The organism is Marinomonas sp. 63XJN7_9_ISO-PGPR-S23-217 (assembly GCF_056173515.1).
The window spans coordinates 555,276-575,377 of sequence record NZ_CM149678.1 but is presented as its reverse complement, the minus strand read 5'-3'; the positions used below and the strand labels follow the sequence as shown (position 1 = coordinate 575,377).

The window sequence follows — 20,102 nt, the reverse complement described above, 5'->3', positions numbered from 1 at the left end:
AGCATGCCGATCTTATCTATTTAGTCAGGTTTGGCAGTCGGGACAATATACGGTACTACGTTGCCCTTGACGAATTTCTTTCAACTCGCCACCACATTGTCGACAAGGCTTACCGGCTCGACCGTACACGGCTAACTCCTGCTTAAAGTAGCCAGGCTTACCATCCCCCCCAACAAAATCTCGTAACGTGGTACCACCTTGCTTAATTGCTGAGGTAAGCACCATTTTAATGCACTCAACAAAATAAGCTAAACGGGCTTTACTAATATTACTCGCCATACGAGTAGGACGAATACCCGCCATAAACAAAGCTTCGTTAGCGTAGATATTGCCAACCCCTACTACCACTTTGCTGTCCATAATAAAGGTTTTAATAGCGACTTTACGGCCCTTTGCCTTTTCATGTAGATAATCTACGTGAAAGTCTGGTGACAGAGGTTCTGGACCCAAATGACTCAACAACTCATGCTGGAGCCAGTCATTTGTTGTCCATAAAATCGCACCGAAACGTCGAGGATCCGTATAACGCAACCAATTCGCCTCCCCTGCAAAACAAAAATCCACGTGATCGTGAAACAAAGGCGGGGTATTGGGCGGCACAAAATACAAGCTGCCTGACATGCCTAAATGGATAATTAAGGTTCCCTTGGCCGTATGAATGCCAATGTATTTTCCTCGCCTAGACAAGTGTGTAATGACTTGCCCTTGCATTTGATCTGTTAACTCAGGCGTGATTGGCCAACGCAACTTTGGCTGACGGATATCAATCTTAGTAACAGTCTGATTAACAAGATGCGGTTCGATGCCTCGCAGTGTTGTCTCTACCTCTGGCAACTCAGGCATGACTAAAACCCCACAAACGATTAAAAAGAAGCGATTATACTAACCCTTTAGACAAAACTCTTTATTTTAGAAAAAGAAATTTTCAATACCGAACATCGAATACAAAAAAACCGACTCAGTGAGTCGGTTCCTTTTGACAAAGATCGAAAATTATTTAATTTTCGCTTCTTTGTACATAACATGCTTACGTACAACAGGATCAAACTTTTTCATTTCTAGTTTGTCTGGAGTATTACGCTTGTTCTTGTCAGTTGTGTAAAAGTGACCAGTACCAGCGGAAGATACCATGCGAATAAGATCGCGAGCGCCTTTAGAAGCCATGATTCAGATCCTTATACTTTTTCGCCGTTAGCACGAAGGTCAGCAAGAACTGATTCGATGCCTTTTTTATCGATAATACGCATACCTTTAGAAGAGACACGTAAACGGATGTAGCGGTTCTCACCTTCGACCCAAAAACGGTGCCAGTGAAGGTTTGGAAGAAAACGACGCTTAGTACGACGCTTTGAGTGAGAAACGTTATTACCTGTAACAGGACGTTTCCCAGTAACTTGACATACGCGAGACATAATTAAATACCTTTTGCTATCCAGAAAATTATTGGAAGTGTGCTTCACTTCCTCAGGCGGAGCATGATTCCTTGTGAATCAAAAAAATCCCGTACCGAGGATATAGCGGCGCGCATTTTCCCATAAGCAGCATCATTGAGCAATTCTTTTGTTAAAAAAATGATCAATTAAATAAACTTAGTCGAGAAAAGAAGCAAGCCTCGGCAAAAACCACGAAAAATCTATACCAGCCCACGCTCAGCCAGTGATACAGGCGCGCCATCCCCCACCACAAAATGATCCAACATACGCACATCAACAAGCTCTAACGCCTGTTTGATGCGACCCGTTATAGTAATATCAGCTTGACTAGGTTCTGCCACACCACTTGGATGGTTATGGGCGAGGATAACGGCAGCGGCGTTGTATTGCAGAGCGGCTTTAACCACTTCCCGTGGGTACACGGCAGCAGCATCAATGGTGCCCATAAAAAGCTCTTGATAACGGATTAAACGATGCTGTGAGTCTAAAAAAAGCACCGCGAAGACTTCCCGTTGGGAATGGCGAAGCTGGGAAGACAAGTAGGTACGAACATGCTCAGCGCTGGTAAATACTGTTTCACGCACAAGCTGCTCGTGCAAATGTCGCTTCGACATTTCTAGCACCGCTTGTAACTGAGTGAATTTCGCATCCCCCAATCCTAGCCCTTTGCAGAATTCCTCGCGACTGGCCGACATCAACGAACGCAACCCACCAAAGTGACTCAACACTTGCCGAGCCAACTCCACGGCGCTCAAACCTTGCGTACCTGTACGCAGAAAAATCGCCAACAACTCAGAATCACTCAATGCGCCTGCGCCTTGATGAATCAGCTTTTCTCTGGGTCTTTCTTGTTCAGGCCAATGCTTAATACTCATGATCTCCTCCTTGATCCATGATAATCTTGCGCTACTGCGATTATATTAGAGAGGCTGAGGTTTAATCTGCGACAGGTTGGTCAAGTCAAATAACCAACCCTCATTATGCCACCTCGCCTTATTATTACCTTATCGGTCATGACTTGAATTGAGAAGTTTTTTATGTCGTCTATCCATCAGAAACGCATTCTACTCGGTATTACTGGCGGTATTGCTGCTTATAAAAGCATCGAACTCATACGTTTACTCAGCAAAGCAGGAGCAGATGTTCAAGTTGTGCTGACCGATGGCGCTAAAGCCTTTGTTACTGAGATGACATTACAAGCGGTATCGGGAAACCCTGTTCGTAGCACCCTATTAGATCCCAATGCCGAAGCAGGCATGGGACATATTGAGCTCGCAAAATGGGCTGACCTTATTATCATTGCTCCAGCATCAGCCGACTTTATGGCTCGCTACGCACAAGGTATGGCAAACGATTTACTGACCACACTCTGTTTAGCAACGCAAGCGCCTGTTTTATTAGCCCCAGCTATGAACCAAGCTATGTGGCGTCATCCTGCCACTCAAGCCAACGCCTCCTTATTAGCTGAGCGCGGTGTACTCAGTATTGGCCCAGCCGAAGGGGCACAGGCATGTGGCGATATTGGCCCTGGTCGCATGAATGAGCCGCAGGATATTACTCAGGCCGTTATCAGTCATTTTGAAAACACAAATATAGCTCAAGACTTAGTCGGGCAACATTGGGTGATTACAGCTGGCCCCACTATGGAAGCCATTGACCCTGTTCGCTATATCAGCAACCACAGTTCAGGAAAAATGGGTTATGGTCTGGCCGCCGCCGCACAAGCCCGTGGTGCAAAAGTCACTTTGATAAGCGGCCCCGTACAAATCGCAGTACCGAATGGCGTTCACCTAGTAGCGGTTAAAAGCGCTGATGAGATGCTTACAGCCTGTGAGAATACCATGACCCAACAAACCGATGTCTTTATTGGCGCTGCCGCCGTAGCCGACTTTAAAATGAAAGCCGCCTGTGATCAGAAAATGAAAAAGCAAACCAACAGTGATGAATTAACCCTCACGCTGGTTAAAAATACAGACATCATTGCCACTCTCGCCAGTAAGCGTCTTGCCCGCTGCATTATCGGCTTTGCAGCAGAAACACAAAATGTCATTGATTACGCCAAAGACAAACTAGCTCGCAAGGGATTAGACATGATCATTGCCAATGATGTGTCTCGCGACGACATAGGTTTTAACAGCGACGAAAACCAAGTCACCGTGATTACCAAAGACGCAACATGGCAGCCAGAAAAGGCGGCAAAAGCACATTTAGCCGTCTCACTGGTGGATTGCATTAGCAGTCATTACCGTAAAACTCGTTAACCATTCTTTTAAACAGTAAGTGAACTTTTATGAAACACCCTATCCAATTAAAAATTCTGAGCGACAAAATCGGCAAAGACATCCCTATGCCAACCTACGCCACAGAAGGCTCTGCTGGTCTTGACCTTCGCGCTTGCCTAGACCAAGCAATCGAGCTTGCTCCTGGTGAAACAACATTGCTGCCAACGGGATTATCTATTTATATTCAGGATCCAAACCTTGCTGCGACCATTTTACCTCGCTCTGGCCTCGGACATAAACATGGCATTGTGCTGGGTAATTTAGTCGGCTTGATCGACTCTGACTACCAAGGTGAGCTGATGGTCTCTTGCTGGAATAGAGGCAATACCACCTTTACCATTGAACCCGGCGAACGCGTTGCCCAGATGGTGTTATTACCTGTCGTTCAGGCGGAATTTAACATTGTCACTGAGTTCGAAAAAACCGAACGAGGCGAAGGCGGCTTTGGCCATACAGGTACAAAATAAGCCAATACAACATCAGTCCTATTAATCGAAAAGAGACATATGGGTGAACAAAATTCATCTATATGTCTTATCTAACCACTTTCCTTCACCTATCTCCCTGCCCTATTGTGAAAATTAGTTTCATAAGTCATTTAGTGGATTATTTTCCGATAAAATCTATAGTTAATCTGTCAACTTCACGTTATTATTTTATACATAAGTGGTTGCTTACACTCGCCTAGAGCCTTAAAAGGCAAATCACTTTACAAATACACGCCCTATTTTGATGATCACAGGAGCAATAGGCTCTTTTTCTGACAGGAGTAAGTTGAACGTGGCTTTTTCGCGAGAATCCGCTTTAGACGTCGCTAATATATTAAGTGAATCACTGCCCTATATTCAGCGTTTTGCAGGCAAAACCCTCGTTATAAAATACGGCGGCAATGCCATGACAGATGAAAAGCTCAAAGCTGGCTTCGCTCGCGATATTGTATTGATGAAAGCCATTGGCATTAACCCTATTGTGGTGCATGGTGGTGGCCCACAAATCGGTGAAATGCTGCAAAAGCTTAATATCGAATCAAAATTCATCAATGGCATGCGTGTCACCGATTCGGCCACCATGGATGTGGTTGAAATGGTATTAGGCGGACAAGTCAATAAAGACATTGTCAGTATGATCTCTCAAGCCGGCGGAAAAGCCATTGGCTTAACAGGTAAAGACAGCCACTTTATTCAGGCTAAAAAACTGTTTGTAAAACATCAAGCAGAAGGTATGAGTGCACCAGAACCGGTAGACATTGGCCATGTTGGTGAAGTTGCTAGCATAGACATCAGCGTCTTAAAGGTGTTGGAAAACAGTGATTTGATTCCGGTTATTGCACCGATTGGTGTGGATGCTGAAGGCAATTCTTACAACATCAATGCCGATTTAGTAGCAGGAAAAGTGGCCGAAGCGGTTGGTGCGGAGAAACTTATGCTGCTGACCAACATTTCTGGCGTACAGGACAAAAACGGTAATGTACTCACAGGGCTAAGTACTGCTCAAGTTGATGCACTCATTGCCGATGGAACAATCTACGGTGGTATGTTGCCTAAGATCAGCTGTGCTTTGTCTGCGGTCAATGCTGGCGTCACCAGCGCGATTATTAATGATGGTCGCGTGCCCCATGCTGTACTGTTAGAAATACTTACAGACAGAGGCGTAGGCACACTGATCTCGAACGCAAAGAAAGACGAAGAATAAGCAACGTACACACTCAACCCTGCCCAATTAGAGGCACTCAACGACAATAATGGGTTTGATACTGGACGGTCAAATGAGCACAAAAAAAAGTGATCGACGCACACAAATATTACAAGCTTTGGCACAAATGCTTGAAAGTAGCCCAGGAGCCCGCATAACAACTGCAGCCTTGGCAAAACAAGTTGGTGTCTCGGAAGCGGCGCTCTATCGCCACTTCCCTAGTAAAGCCAAAATGTTTGAGGGTTTGATCGAGTTCATTGAAGAATCATTGTTTACTCGTATCCATCGCATTGTTCAAGGAGAAGCCGATGTATTAACTCGTATTGAGATGATACTGACGTTGACACTTGGTTTTGCAGAACATAACCCAGGCATGTGTCGCCTGTTAACGGCAGACGTACTTGCTGGTGAAACGGATCGTCTGCGCATTCGCATCGCACAATTATTTGAGCGAATCGAAACGCAGCTAAAACAAATCATGCGTGAAGCGGATTTGAAACAAGGCCTACGCCCGGCTATGGGCGTCGCCCCCTGTGCCGATCTTTTGATCGCCATTATAGAAGGGAAGATTCGCCACTATGTACGCAGCGACTTTAAAGTCAAACCAACCAGTGTGTGGACGGAACAGTGGTCCACATTGGCACAAAATTTGATGCTAAATCGCTAAACTAAAGGGTATCGCTAAAATAAAAGGTGAGGATCTCACAAATAAGATCCTCATCGATGGTTAGATACCGTATTGATCTCGGTATGCCTTGACGGCATCTAGGTGTTTAGTAAAGCTTGGGGAATCCTGCTCTGCTAGATACGTCATGATGTCATTAAGCGACACGATACTGATAACAGGCATTTGGAAGTCCCGTTCGACTTCTTGGATTGCGGATAGCTCGCCTTGACCACGCTCTTGACGATCTAAAGCAATCAGAACACCGGCAGGCGTTGCATTGGCTTCTTTAATGATGGTCATCACTTCGCGAATAGCCGTTCCGGCAGTAATAACGTCATCGATAATCATGACATTACCAGCCAGTTCAGCGCCAACAAGTGAACCACCTTCACCGTGATCTTTTGCTTCTTTACGGTTGAAGACGTATGGTGTGTCCACATTATGATGGTCATACAGAGCCACTGCCGTGGTTGTCGCTAGGGGAATCCCTTTGTAAGCGGGGCCGAATAGAACATCAAATGGGACATTAGCTTCCATTAACGCGGCAGCATAGAAGCGTCCTAACTTAGCCAGCGCTTGACCAGAAGCAAACAAGCCTGCATTAAAGAAGTAAGGGCTAACACGGCCAGATTTAAGGGTAAACTCGCCAAAGCGCAAAACGTTTTGCTCAATGGCGAACTCAATAAAGTCTTTTTGGTAAGGTTTCATGCCGACTCCAGATTGATTGAATATGTAACAAAGCGCCGCCAAGAACGAGCGAAGCCATGCCAACTTTGGATAGGTGCTAATATAACACACGGCTAGGAATTGTAGGGACCAGAAATGAAGGTCATCAGCCTTAATGTAAACGGTATAAAACAAGCAGCCGACCGCGGCTTTTTTGAATGGATGGTTCGTCAGAACCCTGACGTTGTATGTCTACAGGATATACAAGCAGATGAACGCAGTCTCAATGACAGCGTTTTCTTTCCTCCAGAATTCAATACCTACTTCTTCGATTCCATCGAGAATCCAGAGCAAGCAGGTGTTGCTATTTATTGCAAAACCATGCCTAAGGCCATTATGACCGGCATGGGCTTTCCTGAATGTGACTTTGAAGGCCGCTTTATTCAAGCAGACTTTGATAAAGTGAGCATTGGTACGTTCTTAACTCCTCATGGTTCAAATCATGAAGATGCACTACAAGAACACAAATATCGCTTTATGGAAGGCTTTAAAAACCACTTGATCAAAACACGCCGCAAGCGCCGCGAATTTATTTTTTGCGGGACAGCCAATGTTGCACGCTCCCCGATTGATGTCAGCAGTTGGTTCGTCAACCAGCGCAACTCAGGCTTTTTGCCGGAAGAGCGCAAATGGATCAACGAAATATTCAATGAACTTGAATACATTGACGCCTTCCGTCAAGTGAACAAACAAGATAAGCAGTACACTTGGTGGCCTGATTATGAACGAGCTTGGAAACTGGATGAAGGTGGTCGACTCGACTATCAGATCACCACACCAGGGCTACGCAACATCATCCAAGGAGGCAGCGTCTACAAAGGACAACGTTTCTCCGATCACGCGCCATTAATTATGGAATACGATATCGACTGATCTGACTCGTTTTCACTTCCATAAAGCCAGTCCCTAAATAAGCAAAAAGCCCGCAGTACAAGGTGACTGCGAGCTTTAATGGGATAACATGTTTTAATGGCATGACAAGAGCCACACTAAGTCAGCTATGTTGCTCTCTGCCCCATTAGATTGAGCTTAGCTGAGTGTCTCCACGGTAACCGATAACCTAAGTTGATGCATATCACCTGAGGCAATCTGATAGCCATTATCTAATGCATTGGCGGTTTCCACACAGACAAAGTGTCGATAATCCTCGTCTTCCATGTCCGCGCGCTTTTTAGCTAATTCAGGGCCCGGGTTCCACAACACGGTACTTTGACTACCTTCGGTACGAAGGGTAATCTTACGCGCCAAGCTGGCATCCTCGATAACACACTCGTCAGGCGAATCAATATACACGCTGTCTAAACATTCGAATGGTGTCACAACACCACTTTGCTTTTTACGAGCGCCATTATCAAGCTTATCGATAAATGACACGCCGTCTAACCCCCGAACCTGAACTTGCTGGTTGTCTCCCACATGGAAATAGGTATGCAACGCTTCTGTCACCTCCATCGGCTTATCCGATAAATTAGCCGCAGAAAAATTGATACTAAAACCGTCTCCTGTAAAACGAAATACCTGACGTAATTCGAACGCTTGAGGCCACATTTCTTCTAACAAAGGATGATCTTCAGAAGCAAGGCGCAGTACAATTTTTACATCGCCATTTTTGAAGCGTCCAGCTTCGGAAAATTGCCAACGAAAATAACGAGCCAAACCATGAGCAGGGTAATCCAATTGTTTTTCATTGGCCCCAAACCATGGCCAACAAACAGGCACACCAAAATGACGGCGACCAAAACGCGTTTGATTTCCTTGGTTAGCAGACTGGAACAACAAGTCCTTCTGACCTGCCGGCACAAAGCTCACTAAATGACCGCCCCACAATGCAATTCGAGCATGGTACTCTGGCTGATCAATGACAATCTCATCACACTCTCTAAGGCTTGCAGGTAATAAATCCCCACCCAGCGCTTCCAACTCTTGTATTAGTTGGCCATTCATTCATGACTCCATTAGATAATCCGGTATGCACATAGTATCCTGACAGTAGACGATTACAATAGCCTACACTTATGGTGACTATTTAGCTTGTAAAAGTTTAAGGAATTAAAACTTAACCTCAAAGCATTTTTAAGCTATAAACCAGCCTAACGATAGGCGTTTTTTCATAACGGAAAAACGCCTAATTTTTATACTAATAGGTTAATCTATGAAGAGTTTTGCCAATGAATCAATTTAATGAACCAAAAATGGTCATCGGTAGTGAGGAATGGTGCGCCTTTCCATCCATCAATATCCCTGCGGTAAAAGCTCGCATCGATTCTGGAGCAAAAACCTCGTCTCTTCACGCGATCAACATTCATTTTTTCACTCGCGACGGTGTCCAATGGGCAGGCTTTGAAGTGCATCCGATACAGGAAAACCGTAAAATCACCGTACACTGTGAAGCCCCGATTATCGACCATCGCGTTATCAAAAGTTCCAGTGGCGATAAGGAAAAACGCCCTGTTATTCGAGTTCCTCTAGCCATTGGCGAAAAATCTTGGGCAATAGAAGTCACGCTAACCGATCGCGACAGCATGGGCTATCGTATGCTACTGGGCCGCGAGGCAATGAATGGTCGTATTTTAGTCGACCCAGAAGGTTCTTGCTTATTGGGAGACCGCTGTCAAAACGATTTAGCAAACTTATATAAAGCCCCTGAAATGCGCACTGGGGGGTTAAAAATTGGCTTACTGGCAAGCAATCCAGATTTGTACAGCAATCGCCGCATTATGGAAGCCGCTGAATCTCGTGGTCACGAAATTCAATTTTTAAACATTAAAAATTGTTATATGAAGTTAGATGCGACCACACCAGAAATTCACTACCGTGGTGGTCGTCTGTTAAATGATTTGGATGCCATTATTCCACGCATTCGCCCTAGCAAAACCTTCTACGCTTGTACCTTATTACGCCAATTCGAATCACTCGGCGTGTATTGCTTAAATACCTCCATGGCGATTGCAAAATCCCGTGACAAGTTACGTTCCCTACAGTTATTGCTGGATAATGGCTTACAAATCCCCACTACGGGCTTTGCGAACTCACCACTCGATACCGATGACCTAATCAATATGGTTGGCGGCGCGCCTCTAATCGTCAAATTATTAGAGGGAACACAGGGTAAAGGCGTTGTACTAGCTGAAACCCGTAAAGCCGCCGACAGCGTCATCAATGCCTTTAAGAGCCTCAATGCCAATATTTTGGTTCAGGAATTTATTAAGGAAGCCAGCGGAAAAGACTTACGCTGCTTTGTGATTGACGGCAAAGTGGTGGCTTCCATTCAACGGGTCGCCGCTGTCGGAGAGTTTCGTGCCAACATTCATCTTGGAGGACGGGCCGAGCTGGTAAAAATCACAGCGGAAGAAAAGCGACTGGCAATCAAAGCAGCCAAAGCCATGGATTTAAAAGTGGCGGGAGTCGACCTTATTCGTTCAAACAAAGGCCCCTTGCTCCTGGAGGTCAATTCTTCACCTGGCCTGCAAGGTATCGAAACAGCCACCAACGAAGACATTGCCGTCAAGATGATCATGGCAATCGAAAAGCAACTGTGCATACCTAGCGAGTAAACACCGTGCCCATCAAACGCGATGGGCACAATATTTTTTGTAGACTGAAAGCGAGGTTGGGATTTTGTTTTAGGCAAATAGAAGCTTTAAACAAGTCAAAGCACGTATCAAGCGGATATCGTGGATTGGTTTCGACCCGCTTGTTTCGATTTATACAACGCTTGATCTGCCCGATTTAACCAAGCAGAAGCACTGCTATCTTTCTCGTTAAGCTCAGCGATTCCTAAACTAATCGTGACATTGATGCTCGCCGATTTGGTTTTAAACACTCGTGTAGCAATTTTTTCACGGAACTTTTCGCAAAAAGATTTGGCACTTTGTTGATCAGTGTTTGGCAGCAGCATGACAAACTCCTCCCCGCCATAGCGCGCTACAAAATCCCCCCGTCGCGTAGAGGCGATCATTTCGACGGCAATATCTTTGAGAATTTGATCGCCTACCAGATGTCCGTATTGGTCATTAATATCCTTAAAGTGATCCAAATCAATCATTACCAAAGAGTGTGGTCCTGTGCCTTTTTTCAAAAAAGAATTAAAGGTCAACTCCAGCGCCTTTTCCAAACCACTGCGATTGTTTAGCTCAGTTAATGGATCAATCTTACTAAGCTGCTCCAGCTGACGATTGGCAGAGGACAACGCCATTCTATTACTCGCCACATCCGTCACATCATAAACTGCAATACACGCATATTCTAATGTCCCATCTGCATTCGTTAACGGACGTAACGTTATATTCTGGTACATTTTCTCGGCAAGCCCAGTAATAGGGCGATAACTTTTAAAGGGAAATAAATGCGGACATTGCTCCCAAGAGATAAAAACAGACGTGCGCAAGCCAAATACATTATCGATTTTACGCTTCAACCATGCTTTATCGATGGAAGGAAAGAGCTCAAAGAAATCCTGTCCCTTAGCGGAAGTTGAACTTTTACCACTATGGTTTTCCATAAAGCTGTTCCACAGTGTAATTTGATAATGCTTATTGATCACAACAAGACCAAGGTCAATATGGTTGAGCATATCAAATAGCCAGTGCAACTCCATTATCTCTTCTGTATGACGTTGCATACTCACTCAATCCTCAACCAAATAAGACAAACGTTTCTCTAAAACCGGTACCGAGTCTTCGGTAAATAACAGCAACAAGTCACAGCAAATATCGTAATTCTCCACTTCATAAACAATTTCTACCGTTAGTGTACGCTTCCACTGGGCTTTCTTTGCGCTAATTAAACTGTCCATTTTAACATGCTGACCAAGCAAAGCTGGATGCCCATAACTAAAATCAATGTCCATCTGCTTACCCAGCGCGTCCATATAAGGTCCAACAAGCACCGACGCCACATCCATTAAAAGCTCAATTTCTTTTGTATTCTCAACGCTTCCAGAGGCACCCAGTAATTTTGCCATGTCCGAAAAACTGGCATCATTAAAAATCAACAAGGCTTCCAGCGCCACACCAGCCCCAACAAACCCTTGTGATACCGCTGAAAAGCTCGCGCCTCGGTTAGTATAATCAAGCGCCATCTGCAACTCGCTGACTTCGAGAATGTGAACAGAAGGAACGGGCAGCTTGATAAAAACATTAAGCATATCCGCTAGCACACTCGCGGCGCGCCCCATTGCTACATTTGACACCTCTTGCAGACAGTCCGAAACAGAAAACTTATCTAAATCAAAGTCGCTAGGGATAGAATGCGGCGCAGCCGTTTCGTCACTAACCATTAAGTTCAGCGCCAATAAAGACTGACGCATCACTTCCGGTCTAATGGGCTTTTTATGAAATTCACTTGCCCCTAAGTCTTTGACTCTCTGGACGGCTTTTGGCTGCACGTCACCCGACACAACAAAGACATGAGGGGCTTGAGGCACATGCTGTAGCGCCTCAAGGGTTTGATAGCCATCTTTGACAGGCATATTCAAATCGAGAAACAACACATCAATCGGCTTTGAGGTGATGATATCTAACGCCTCCTGCCCATTCGCTGCGTAATCTACTTGGATATCCCAATCAGCCGGCAAGGCCTTAGCGAGTTGTCGTCTTGCGATGCTAGAATCATCACATATCAGTACACGGGTACTCATTAATACATTCTTCCTGGAAGTCCATACCATTCAAGTATAAAAGCAATTTTCAAAAACGAGCGTCATCACTAAGACAATCCATACTTGTTTGATATTAAATTAACGACTTTTCAATACATAAATTGTAATTTTAACTCAATCGACTCGTGAATATAGTGGAGTTATGTTAATAAGATCAAGTTAATGACAGGAGCGCCTTCACGATGAGCGCCTCGTCATAGCGATCCACCTTATGTCGAATCAAAGGGGTTTTGATTACCTGAACACCAAGCCGAGACAATTCCTCAATATCAAGCACTCCATAATCATAGGAATCATCCAACAAAAGATAATCTAATGCAGAAAACGTGTTACTGACAGACTGGCCATCAAGATCGCACTGGATAACAGAAAGCAAACGCGCTACTTGCCCCATTAAGGACAAGCCAATTTGCTCTGGATCAACACCCAAATTGGGAATATATACCTTAGGATTGGGATTATCACAAATGGAAAGCCCAACACCTTTTGGCAATAAGTTGGCCAACAAGCTACTGTAAAAACTACCCGGCGGATAACAAATCAGATCGGCTGTGGCGATCATATCACGTCGATCATCGGCAATCTGACGATTAATCGGCACCACACCTCGCAACCCTTTATTTAACCAAATATGTTTAATCGGACTCTTCAGATGGGCATGTTCTTTACCTGTGATTCGGTGCTGGCCTAAAATGACACTACCATCTTCCAACTCAACACCAAGATGAAAGGGCGAATCCAAGATGGTTTTCACTTCCCCTAAGGTTTTTACAATACGCGAGAATAAAAAGACGATCGGGTCGAGCTGTTGCTGATTATTCAGATACCCCCCCGCCATAATAAGATTGCCAATACTCGCCCCACGCAGATCGAACTCAGGGCTAATTTTCGCTTGCGTGACCGCTAGCTGTGTCTGAATTAAGGCGCGCATGGGATTGGGAATCGGCTCAATCAAAGGATGATGACCATCCACCAATTGTTGTAGCTGCTCAGCCAGAACGTCAAGACTGTCCGTTTGCGCAAAACGATGGGTAAATAATGCATACACATCCGGCTGCCCCATCACCGTTTCGTCCGCTAACGCCATCAAACGACTGCGCAAATCGCCCACAGCAGGCATATCAAATTCGGCACGCAAACGAGCAGAGCTTCCTCCCGAGTCAAAGGGCGTCACCAAGTGAATAGAGTGATGGGTGAACTTCTTTAACTCTCGACTGGCTTTGTTAAACGCTGAGCCACCACTAAAGAACAAGACTTTTGGCCCCTGTTCCGGCAAGCTTTCATAACGGTGTATGCGAACCGGATCTGGCACCTGCAAACGACGCCAGATACGACAAGTACTGGACATAACATCCCCTTTGCTAAACAGTCTTTAGAAACATTACCTATCTTCATAACGACAGAAACTGCTCAAAGTTTACCCTGCAAAGCCCGCCTTTCACAGCGCCATCATAGGAATAGACCACCTTCAACCTAAAATACACAAGTTATTAGCCGCAGCTCCTATTAAACAGTAAAGAGAAGTGAAACTTACCGAAAGAGTAAGTATCTAAAAAAACAGGATAAGAACAGTACATACTAGGTTTGGCTTTAGTCGCGCTTTCACGCACAATACGCCAACCTTCGAAACCAGATGGATGACATATTATGTCGATAGGATTACTGGCTTTACTGGATGACATCACCACGTTACTTGACGACATCGCCGTGCTATCGAAAGTGGCTGCGAAGAAAACCGTGGGGGTATTAGGAGATGATCTCGCCCTCAATGCAGAGCAGGTATCAGGCTTTAGCGCAGACAGAGAGCTGCCCGTGGTGTGGGCTGTTGCAAAAGGCTCCTTGGTTAACAAAGCCATTTTGGTGCCCCTAGCAATAGCAGTCAGTGCCTTTCTACCTTGGCTGATTCAACCCATACTGATGCTGGGTGGCCTATATCTGTGTTATGAAGGCGCTGAAAAAGTACTGCATAGCATCAAACAACGCCGCGATAAGAAAAACCACCAGCAAATCGTCTTGAGTCGCCTTACAGCACAACTCAAGCAAACCGATGCCAAGCTAGACGAAGAAGCACTGAGGAAACAAGAAAAAATCAAAGTCAAGGGCGCTATTCGCACAGACTTCGTCTTGTCAGCTGAAATCATTGTGATCGCGCTGGGCACGGTAGAAAATCAGAGTATTTTAATTCAGGCTCTCGTGGTGAGTGTCATTGCGTTTTTAGTGACAGTTGGAGTCTACGCTTTAGTGGGCCTAATTGTGCGGTTAGATGATATGGGTCTCGCATTGTTTAAATCCAAACACACTCTTATTAAAAAGACGGGGAGTGTGATTTTACAAAGTGCCCCTTGGCTTATTAGATTATTAACGGTGGTAGGAACCGTGGCGATGTTTTTGGTTGGAGGAGGAATATTTGTTCACGGATTACCTCTATTGCATGGTATTGAACAAACGATCGATTCTGTTGACTTATTCTCCATGCCTTTGTTAACAAGCACTCTAACCGTCTTGTTTAATATTCTCATTGGCTTGGGATTAGGAGGAATGGCTATTGCCATGGCTTCCCTCTTTAGCAAGAAGGAAGCACATTGACAAACATCAGACTAGAGCATCCGTTTATCAGCTTGCTTTTTTCGCTTTAAGATGAACAGCATTCGCCAACTCATGAACAAGTGCTTTGCTAACATGACCTGTCACTTTTAAATGATGGTCTTTTTGGAACTGTTTTACAGCAGCCATTGTTTTGCGTCCCATTAGTCCATCTGCATGACCGACTTCTTTATAACCCAAAGTCAACAGATCTTTTTGAGCAGCTAGTACTTCTTTGCTATGATGTTTCTTAGCGACCAACTTATGAGCAGTTTTCTCTTTTGATGTAGAACTAACCGCTTTGTGAGTAACTTCTTTTTTGACTTCAGGAGTCGATTTTGTTCCAGCAGGTTGCGCATCTTGTGCGTAAACTTGTGGAATAACAAGACAACATGTAGCCAAAACAACAGGTAGACATAAACGCATGGCAACTCCCTATACACATAAATGATTCTTTGTAAATGCGCTAAACGCGGCGACTATATAACATGAAGAATCACACTAAGATATAGGAAGTGCATATGTTTGATTTTTCCTTTCAACAAACTGAAATTCCATACACTAAACTGACTATTCACCTTAAAAAAAAGTGAAAAAGACAGCCCTAACGCAAGGATAATAAATGCTGAGTCAGCTCAGCAAAACCAAGCCCTCCAGGGAAATTCGTTTGAAAACGCGGGACATGCGTCATACTAGGAAGGTGTTCTGCAATGTTCGATACCCCGACACTTAGGGGAAAACGTGCAAACATACTTTCATCATTGGGAGCATCTCCTACGTACATCACTTGTGCAGCGAATCGCTCATCACTGACATTGTACTCCTGATTAAGAACACGTTTTGCCATCGCAAACTTATCATACCCTTCGCCACTGACATTGATATGAATAGAACTCGCTTTTGCATTTAGTCCAAGCTCTTTCAATGCCAATAAACACGCCTCTTTCGCTTCGATAGCAGGCGGCCTTACTTCTTGCGCAAAGTCGATAGCCACATCCGTTAAGCGATAGGCTTGGTCACGAGCCAGACGCAGCGCTGGAAAACTATCTAGAACCGATGTCACGATGGCAAGTATTTCTGTTTTCTGCGCCACCATCACCGTTTCATCTTGCCAGAACTGGTAGCTAAGGGAGCCATGATTCTTTTTGCGAATAAAGACACCACCTCCCTCACTAATCACCCCAGCCACAGGCCAAGTTCGCGCCATCATATCGGACCAACCCGCACACCCCCCTGTAACAGGAATAACCGTCAAACCTCTAGAGGCTAACTGCTCTAATGCAACCAAACTGTCTGTTGGCAATCGCCCTTCCCAAGTCAAGGTATCATCTACATCGGTGAGAATATAACGGACAGCTTGGCAATCGCTCTTCGTCAGCGCTTCTAATGGTTTGATCAAAACCTTCTCCATAATCACATCAAAGGCGCAAAACGGGTTGGATCATCCGTAATAATGGTATCCATTCCCCATTCCCAATGCTGGGCAACCAATGCCATATCGTTCGCGGTATAACACAGCAATTGATAGCCAGCCCCTTTAATGGCCTGAGCCTTCTCTTGTGTTAACGCCCGATAGTCACAGTTCAAGCTGTAGGCCTGTATGGCTTCAAGCTGAGCCTGCCAATCCTCTGGGATCGGCCCATACAACTGACCAAGATGGCGTGTCTTATCCAGTTGATGACATAGCAGCAAGGCCCCATGGTTAAAACTGGAAATCAACAACTTATCGTTATCTTTCCAATGTGCATCTAAAGCGGCCAAGACCGGTGGCACAATGTTCTCAACATCGGACTCATCGTGTTTGATCTCTAGGTTCAACCCTAACCCAAGGGACTGAATACATTCTAACGCTTCGACCAGAGTAGGCACTTTTTCGCCTCGGAATGCCCCTGAGAAATAACCACCCGCATCCAATCCAGCGACATATTCAGGCAATGCTTGACGAGTCACCCCTGCACCATTCGTACAACGGCTCAACTCATCATCATGAAAGATGATCAAACCATCCTCACCAATCAAATACACATCGATTTCTACCCACGTCACTCCTGTCGCTGCAGCAGCACGGATAGACGCCAAGGTATTTTCTGGCGCTAACAGAGCCGCACCACGGTGTCCCATTACTTTCGCGTTAATAATATCTTTTTTTGGGCTTGTCATTGGACCCTCTCTGATAAAATGGCTTCATTGCACGACGCTTAAAGACACGCTGAAAGCATCATAATCGTTGCTGTGTATTGGCATCAAATAGATGCCAATCTTCTCTTGGCGCAGTGAACCAAAGATGGCTCCCAATATCGGGCAAATGAGGGCCAGACAAACGCACCACCAAAGGCACGGCTGAGCCATCAGTTTGCTGACTCCCCACAAGCACCCCGTGAATCAAGGTTTCTGCGCCGAGAGATTCTACCGCCTGCACTTGCAAAGCGAAATCACCATTTTGCTCGTCACTCGCTACTAAATGCTCAGGCCGAATGCCCCAAATCATTTTACCGCGATAGTCGTGAGAGAATGGCAACACCAACGACTCATTCAGATTAATGCCAGCCTCAGTCATCTCAGCGTCTAATAAATTCATCGCTGGAGACCCAATAAAAGCGGCAACAAAGGTCGACGCGGGCTTATTATACAGTTCCATTGGCGTGCCAATTTGTTCAGCTTTCCCTTTATTTAACACGACAAGACGGTCCGCCAAGGTCATCGCCTCGACCTGATCATGGGTCACATACAAGGTGGTGGTTGCCAGCTTGCGTTGTAACTGACGAATCTCAACACGCATTTGTACGCGAAGCTTCGCATCCAAGTTAGATAAGGGCTCATCGAACAAGAAGACTTTAGGATCTCGCACCATAGCGCGCCCCATCGCCACACGCTGACGCTGCCCACCAGACAGCTGATTCGGCTTACGATCCAGCAATTCTTCCAACCCCAACATAGTCGCCACACTGTTTACCTTAGTATCGCGCTCTTCTTTTGGGACACCTCGATTTTTAAGGCCATAGGCCATGTTCGCCCGAACGGTCATATGAGGGTACAAAGCATAATTTTGGAACACCATGGCGATATCACGGTCTGCAGGCTCTTTCTCATTGACGCGGTTTCCCTTAATCAGCAAATCCCCCTGAGTGATGGTTTCAAGCCCCGCTACCATGCGCAGCAAGGTAGACTTACCACAACCCGATGGCCCAACCAATACGATGAATTCCCCTTCTTCAATGCTTAAATCGATACTTGGAATCGCTTGGTAACCATTTGGGTAGGTTTTACCAATGTTCTTTAATACTAAATCGGTCATTGCTTACTTCTCCGCGTCAACCAAGCCTTTTACAAATAATTTTTGCATACCAACCACCACGGCCACAGGGGGAATCATCGCCAATAGGGTGGTCACCATTACATTATTCCACTCAATGTCCCCATCTGGGACAGACAACATATTCTTAATACTCATCACCAAGGTGTAATAAGTATCGTCTGTGGTAATGATCAACGGCCATAGATATTGGTTCCACCCATAAATAAACATAATCACAAACATGGCCGCGATATTGGTTCGGGACATGGGCAATAAAATATCGAAGAAGAAACGAATCGGACCAGCCCCATCAATACGAGCCGCTTCCACTAACTCACCAGGCATGGACATAAAACATTGACGAAACAGGAATGTCGCTGTAGCACTGGCAATCATGGGGAGAATCAAACCACTGTATGAATTCAACATATTAAGATTGGCAATGACTTGATAGGTCGGCACAATCCGCACTTCCACAGGTAACATCAAGGTAATAAAGATCACCCAGAAAATCAGCGAGCGAAACGGAAAGCGAAAAAACACAATGGCATAGGCCGAAATCATCGAGATGGCGATTTTGCCAAAGGTAATACCCAACGCCATAATCATCGAGTTTAACAACAAGTGCCAAACAGGGATCTGTAGGGTACTGCCTGCCGCATGAAACAGCACATGGCTCCAGTTCTGAACCCCTTGGTCACCAAACCACAAAGGCACACTGTCAGCAAAGCTGCTTGCCGATTGCGTCGAACCGACCAACGCCACCCATACAGGCAAGGCTACAATCAGCACACCAGCAATCAGAATAAAATGGCTAAACAATTTGAGCCAAGGACGATTTTCGATCATTAGTATTGCACCTTACGCTCAATAAAACGGAACTGAACCACGGTCATCAAGCCGACAATAGCCATTAACACAATCGATTGAGCCGCCGAGCCACCACTGTCCAAACCGATAAAGCCGTCTTTAAACACTTTATACACCAAGGTATTGGTACTTCCATCTGGCCCACCTTGAGTCGTGGTATCAATCACACCAAACGTATCAAAAAAGGCATAAACCAGATTCACGACTAACAAAAAGAAGGTAGTGGGTGAGAGCAAGGGAAACACGATATCCCAGAACCGCTTAAACGGACTGGCTCCATCAATAGCGGCTGCTTCAATTAAAGAGCGCGGAATGGCTTGCAAACCGGCTAAGAAAAATAAGAAGTTGTAACTGATTTGTTTCCAAGTCGCCGCAATCACCACCAATATCATGGCCTGATCACCATTTAAAAAGTGATTCCAATGGATGCCAATACGATCCAAAAACAACGCAATAGGTCCGATATTGGGGTCAAATAAAATCCACCAGAGTACCCCAGCAAGGGCGGGGGCCACGGCATAGGGCCAAACCAACAAGGTTTGATAGACCATTTTTCCGCGAATCACACGGTCTGCCATCACCGCTAACCATAGAGCGATAGCAATACCGAAAAAAGCAACAGAAAAACTAAATACCATGGTCACCCCCATGGATTTGTAATAAAGCGGGTCTTGAAAAAGGTCGATAAAGTTTCCAAAACCAATAAAGGTCTGACTTAAACCAAACGCATCTTCTCGATAAAACGCTTGTTTAAACGCTTGACCTGCTGGCCACAGAAAGAAAATAGCAGTAATGATGAGCTGGGGTAAAACCAGCAGGTAGGGCAACTTTTTTTGCGGAAAATAAACAGACATAGCATCGCTCGGCAAATTCAAACATCAACATCCCCACCGAC

The 20,102-nt window shown here is 45.2% G+C and carries 22 protein-coding genes and 1 pseudogene; 8 read left to right on the top strand and 15 right to left on the bottom strand.

The window, feature by feature from the left end:
- Positions 1-24: 24 nt before the first annotated feature.
- From mutM to radC, 4 genes are all read right to left on the bottom strand, one after another.
- A complete protein-coding gene (mutM, locus tag AC0VYI_RS02600; RefSeq protein WP_475447139.1) occupies positions 25-843 on the bottom strand; it encodes a bifunctional DNA-formamidopyrimidine glycosylase/DNA-(apurinic or apyrimidinic site) lyase in 819 nt (272 codons plus the stop codon).
- Between the two features lie 150 nt (positions 844-993).
- On the bottom strand, positions 994-1,164 hold the full coding sequence (gene rpmG / locus AC0VYI_RS02595; RefSeq protein WP_011978459.1) for a 50S ribosomal protein L33: 171 nt from the start codon (positions 1,162-1,164) through the stop codon (positions 994-996).
- A gap of 11 nt (positions 1,165-1,175) precedes the next feature.
- Positions 1,176-1,412, bottom strand: coding sequence for a 50S ribosomal protein L28 (gene rpmB / locus AC0VYI_RS02590; RefSeq protein ID WP_067012586.1), 237 nt, complete (start codon positions 1,410-1,412; stop codon positions 1,176-1,178).
- 221 nt (positions 1,413-1,633) lie between these two features.
- Complete coding sequence (radC, locus tag AC0VYI_RS02585) at positions 1,634-2,308, bottom strand: RadC family protein (RefSeq protein ID WP_199476628.1); 675 nt, start codon at positions 2,306-2,308, stop codon at positions 1,634-1,636.
- A 162-nt stretch (positions 2,309-2,470) separates the two neighbouring features.
- On the opposite strand from radC, the gene coaBC reads away from it, so the two are divergent.
- The 4 genes from coaBC to slmA all read left to right on the top strand — a co-directional run bounded on the left by coaBC (position 2,471) and on the right by slmA (position 6,074).
- Positions 2,471-3,694: a bifunctional phosphopantothenoylcysteine decarboxylase/phosphopantothenate--cysteine ligase CoaBC gene (gene coaBC / locus AC0VYI_RS02580; RefSeq protein ID WP_475447137.1), complete on the top strand. Its 1,224-nt coding sequence runs from the start codon at positions 2,471-2,473 to the stop codon at positions 3,692-3,694.
- A 29-nt stretch (positions 3,695-3,723) separates the two neighbouring features.
- Positions 3,724-4,182 carry a dUTP diphosphatase gene (gene dut / locus AC0VYI_RS02575; RefSeq protein ID WP_199476630.1) on the top strand — a complete coding sequence of 153 codons (459 nt, stop codon included), beginning with the start codon at positions 3,724-3,726 and terminating at the stop codon, positions 4,180-4,182.
- A 313-nt stretch (positions 4,183-4,495) separates the two neighbouring features.
- Positions 4,496-5,407, top strand: coding sequence for an acetylglutamate kinase (gene argB, locus AC0VYI_RS02570; protein WP_199476631.1), 912 nt, complete (start codon positions 4,496-4,498; stop codon positions 5,405-5,407).
- 73 nt (positions 5,408-5,480) lie between these two features.
- Positions 5,481-6,074 (top strand): nucleoid occlusion factor SlmA, encoded by a 594-nt coding sequence (slmA, locus tag AC0VYI_RS02565; protein ID WP_199476632.1) that lies wholly within the window; start codon positions 5,481-5,483, stop codon positions 6,072-6,074.
- Positions 6,075-6,134: 60 nt separating this feature from the next.
- On the opposite strand, the gene pyrE is transcribed toward slmA, so the two are convergent.
- Positions 6,135-6,782 (bottom strand): orotate phosphoribosyltransferase, encoded by a 648-nt coding sequence (gene pyrE / locus AC0VYI_RS02560; RefSeq protein ID WP_199476633.1) that lies wholly within the window; start codon positions 6,780-6,782, stop codon positions 6,135-6,137.
- Between the two features lie 114 nt (positions 6,783-6,896).
- Here pyrE and AC0VYI_RS02555 point away from each other — a divergent pair, with 114 nt between their 5' ends.
- Positions 6,897-7,673, top strand: a complete 777-nt coding sequence (locus AC0VYI_RS02555; RefSeq protein WP_199476634.1) for an exodeoxyribonuclease III — start codon at positions 6,897-6,899, stop codon at positions 7,671-7,673.
- Between the two features lie 156 nt (positions 7,674-7,829).
- On the opposite strand, the gene AC0VYI_RS02550 is transcribed toward AC0VYI_RS02555, so the two are convergent.
- On the bottom strand, positions 7,830-8,744 hold the full coding sequence (locus tag AC0VYI_RS02550) for a D-hexose-6-phosphate mutarotase (RefSeq protein WP_199476635.1): 915 nt from the start codon (positions 8,742-8,744) through the stop codon (positions 7,830-7,832).
- A gap of 224 nt (positions 8,745-8,968) precedes the next feature.
- On the opposite strand from AC0VYI_RS02550, the pseudogene AC0VYI_RS02545 reads away from it, so the two are divergent.
- Together AC0VYI_RS02545 and rimK are read left to right on the top strand one after the other, a co-directional pair.
- Positions 8,969-9,373: pseudogene (locus tag AC0VYI_RS02545) on the top strand (ATP-dependent zinc protease family protein); the annotation flags it as partial.
- A 75-nt stretch (positions 9,374-9,448) separates the two neighbouring features.
- Positions 9,449-10,354, top strand: coding sequence for a 30S ribosomal protein S6--L-glutamate ligase (gene rimK, locus AC0VYI_RS02540; RefSeq protein WP_475449770.1), 906 nt, complete (start codon positions 9,449-9,451; stop codon positions 10,352-10,354).
- A gap of 107 nt (positions 10,355-10,461) precedes the next feature.
- Here rimK and AC0VYI_RS02535 read toward each other — a convergent pair whose 3' ends face one another.
- From AC0VYI_RS02535 to AC0VYI_RS02525, 3 genes are all read right to left on the bottom strand, one after another.
- A complete protein-coding gene (locus tag AC0VYI_RS02535) occupies positions 10,462-11,421 on the bottom strand; it encodes a GGDEF domain-containing protein (RefSeq protein ID WP_475447134.1) in 960 nt (319 codons plus the stop codon).
- Positions 11,422-11,427: 6 nt separating this feature from the next.
- Positions 11,428-12,438, bottom strand: a complete 1,011-nt coding sequence (locus tag AC0VYI_RS02530; protein WP_475447132.1) for a response regulator — start codon at positions 12,436-12,438, stop codon at positions 11,428-11,430.
- 175 nt (positions 12,439-12,613) lie between these two features.
- Positions 12,614-13,807 carry a GAK system CofD-like protein gene (locus tag AC0VYI_RS02525; RefSeq protein WP_475447130.1) on the bottom strand — a complete coding sequence of 398 codons (1,194 nt, stop codon included), beginning with the start codon at positions 13,805-13,807 and terminating at the stop codon, positions 12,614-12,616.
- A gap of 296 nt (positions 13,808-14,103) precedes the next feature.
- Between AC0VYI_RS02525 and AC0VYI_RS02520 the strand changes: the two genes are divergently transcribed.
- Complete coding sequence (locus AC0VYI_RS02520) at positions 14,104-15,045, top strand: DUF808 domain-containing protein (protein WP_475449768.1); 942 nt, start codon at positions 14,104-14,106, stop codon at positions 15,043-15,045.
- Positions 15,046-15,072: 27 nt separating this feature from the next.
- Here AC0VYI_RS02520 and AC0VYI_RS02515 read toward each other — a convergent pair whose 3' ends face one another.
- The 6 genes from AC0VYI_RS02515 to ugpA form a co-directional block, all read right to left on the bottom strand.
- Positions 15,073-15,468: a peptidoglycan-binding domain-containing protein gene (locus AC0VYI_RS02515; RefSeq protein ID WP_199476640.1), complete on the bottom strand. Its 396-nt coding sequence runs from the start codon at positions 15,466-15,468 to the stop codon at positions 15,073-15,075.
- A gap of 178 nt (positions 15,469-15,646) precedes the next feature.
- Positions 15,647-16,441, bottom strand: coding sequence for an HAD-IIB family hydrolase (locus AC0VYI_RS02510; RefSeq protein ID WP_233407775.1), 795 nt, complete (start codon positions 16,439-16,441; stop codon positions 15,647-15,649).
- A 14-nt stretch (positions 16,442-16,455) separates the two neighbouring features.
- On the bottom strand, positions 16,456-17,202 hold the full coding sequence (locus AC0VYI_RS02505) for a glycerophosphoryl diester phosphodiesterase (RefSeq protein ID WP_475447128.1): 747 nt from the start codon (positions 17,200-17,202) through the stop codon (positions 16,456-16,458).
- 58 nt (positions 17,203-17,260) lie between these two features.
- On the bottom strand, positions 17,261-18,337 hold the full coding sequence (locus AC0VYI_RS02500) for a sn-glycerol-3-phosphate import ATP-binding protein UgpC (RefSeq protein ID WP_475447126.1): 1,077 nt from the start codon (positions 18,335-18,337) through the stop codon (positions 17,261-17,263).
- 3 nt (positions 18,338-18,340) lie between these two features.
- Positions 18,341-19,186, bottom strand: coding sequence for a sn-glycerol-3-phosphate ABC transporter permease UgpE (gene ugpE, locus AC0VYI_RS02495; RefSeq protein WP_199476644.1), 846 nt, complete (start codon positions 19,184-19,186; stop codon positions 18,341-18,343).
- A complete protein-coding gene (gene ugpA, locus AC0VYI_RS02490) occupies positions 19,186-20,061 on the bottom strand; it encodes a sn-glycerol-3-phosphate ABC transporter permease UgpA (protein ID WP_199476645.1) in 876 nt (291 codons plus the stop codon). Before ugpA ends, ugpE begins: the two co-directional genes overlap by 1 nt.
- Between the last annotated feature and the right edge of the window lie 41 nt (positions 20,062-20,102).